This is a genomic window from Actinosynnema sp. (genome assembly GCF_052038725.1).
The window spans coordinates 1-2,175 of the sequence record NZ_JBQGCX010001098.1; the positions used below are offsets into that span (position 1 = coordinate 1).

The following is a 2,175-nucleotide window of genomic DNA, read 5'->3' on the forward strand; positions in this document are numbered from 1 at the left end:
CGTCGCCGACGCGGTCGCCGACTTCACCGAGCGGCACCACCGGATGGCCTTGGAGTACGCCGCCGCGCGCTGCTCGGTCGTGCTGACCGCGGCCGACGCGGTCACGCGGCTCACCGCACTGCGACCAGCGACCGCGCAGCCCGTGACCGCGCAGCCACGGGGCGCCGACCTGGCGGGCCGCGCATGACCGGCGCGATCTCCTGGGACAGCCTGGCCTTCGCGCCCGCCCTGGCCGACGTCCTGGAGGGCGCCGCCCGCGACTTCGCGCTGCTGCACCGCCCCGAGGCCACCGGGGACCGGGTGGAGGTGCTGCTCGGCGACGCCACCGCCGTCCCCCGCCTGGCCGACCTGCCCGCGCCGCGGCCGGGACCGCCCGGCGCGCCGCGCCACGACGTGTTCGCGCTCGTGCCGTACCGGCAGCTCGCCGAGCGCGGCTTCCGCTGCCGCGACGACGGGGCGCCGCTGCTGGCCATGGCCGTGCGCGCCCAGGCGTCCTGCCCCCTCGCCGAGGTCCTGCCGCTGCTGCCCGACGAGCCGCCCGCGCTCACCGGCGGCGACTTCGACGTCCCCGACGACGAGTACGCCCGCGTCGTGGCGGACGTGCTGCGCGAGGAGATCGGCCGGGGGGAGGGCGCGAACTTCGTCATCAAGCGCTCGTTCGTGGCCGAGGCCCCCGGCTTCACCGCCGCGTCCGCGCTCGCCCTGTTCCGCGCGCTCGCCACCGGTGAGCGCGGCGCCTACTGGACGTTCGTGGCGCGCCTGGGCGACCGGGTGCTCGTCGGCGCCACCCCGGAGCGGCACGTGAGCCTGGTCGGCGGCGCCGCCGTGATGAACCCCATCAGCGGCACGCTCCGCTACCCCGACGGCCCACCCGATCCCCGGCGGCTGCTGGAGTTCCTCGCCGACCCGAAGGAGACCTCCGAGCTCTACATGGTGCTCGACGAGGAGCTCAAGATGATGGCCCGCGTCACCGCGTCCGGCGGGCGCGCGGTCGGGCCGTTCCTCAAGGAGATGGCCGCGCTCGCGCACACCGAGTACCTGATCGAGGGGCGCAGCCCGCTGGACCCCCGCGAGATCCTGCGCGAGACCCTGCTGGCCCCCACGGTCACCGGCAGCCCGCTGGAGAGCGCCTGCCGGGTCATCCACCGCCACGAACCGGAGGGGCGCGGCTACTACAGCGGCGTGGCCGCCCTCATCGGGCGCGACATCAACGGCGACCACGCCCTGGACTCGGCGATCCTGCTGCGCACCGCCGAGATCACCGGCGGGCGGCTGCGCCTGTCGGTCGGCGCGACCCTGGTCCGCGACTCCGATCCCGACTCCGAGGTCGCCGAGACCAGGGGCAAGGCCCAGGGCGTGCTGCGCGCGCTCGGCGTCGAACCCGGCGCCGGGGCCGGGACCGGGGCGGCTCCCGGTGGCCTCGCCGAGCAGCCCGGCGTGCGCGCGGCCCTGGAGGACCGCAATCGCGGGCTGGCCCGGTTCTGGCTGCACCGCGACCACCCCGACGCGCTCCTGGCCCCGGAGCTGGCGGGCAGGCGCGCGCTCGTCGTGGACGCGGAGGACGCGTTCACCGCCATGCTGCGCCACCAGCTCGTCGCGCTCGGCCTGGCGGTCGACCTGCGCCGCCACGACGAGGTCGCCCACGCGCGCGGCCACGACCTGGTCGTGCTGGGACCGGGCCCCGGCGACCCGCGCGACCTGGGCGACCCGCGCGTGGCCACCGTCCACCGCCTCGTGCGCGGTCTGCTCGACGACCGCGCGCCGTTCCTGGCGATCTGCCTGAGCCACCAGGTGCTCGCCGCCCAGCTCGGCCTGGGCGTGGCGCGCCGCGACCGGCCCCACCAGGGGGTGCAGCGCGAGGTCGACCTGTTCGGCAGGCGAGCGCTTCTCGGCTTCTACAACAGCTACACCGCGACCTGCCCCGCCGACCGGTTCGCCCACCCCCGCGAGGGACTGGTCGAGGTGTGCCGGGACGCGGGCACCGGCCAGGTGCACGCCCTGCGCGGCGGGCGCTTCGCGTCGTTCCAGTTCCACCCGGAGTCGGTGCTCAGCCGCGACGGGTTCGACGTCCTGCGCGGCACGGCCGCCGCGCTGCTGCTGCCGGACGCCGCCGCGCGCGGCGTGGGGAGGTGACCCGATGGCCACGTTCGTGATCGCGGGCGGCGGGATCGGCGG

The 2,175-nt window shown here is 76.9% G+C and carries 1 protein-coding gene and 1 pseudogene; both read left to right on the forward strand.

Going from position 1 to position 2,175, the window contains the following annotated elements; all coding sequences use genetic code 11:
• A pseudogene (locus ACTUAL_RS23235) lies at positions 1-187 on the forward strand (hypothetical protein); the annotation flags it as partial.
• Positions 184-2,133 carry an anthranilate synthase family protein gene (locus tag ACTUAL_RS23240; protein ID WP_440901723.1) on the forward strand — a complete coding sequence of 650 codons (1,950 nt, stop codon included), beginning with the start codon at positions 184-186 and terminating at the stop codon, positions 2,131-2,133. The pseudogene ACTUAL_RS23235 and the gene ACTUAL_RS23240, both read left to right, overlap by 4 nt.
• The last annotated feature ends 42 nt before the right edge of the window (positions 2,134-2,175 follow it).

Bases quoted from the DNA above. Each gene is read 5' to 3' on its own strand.
- ACTUAL_RS23240 (WP_440901723.1), top strand. From the start codon at position 184: ATGACCGGCGCGATCTCCTGGGACAGCCTGGCCTTCGCGCCCGCCCTG.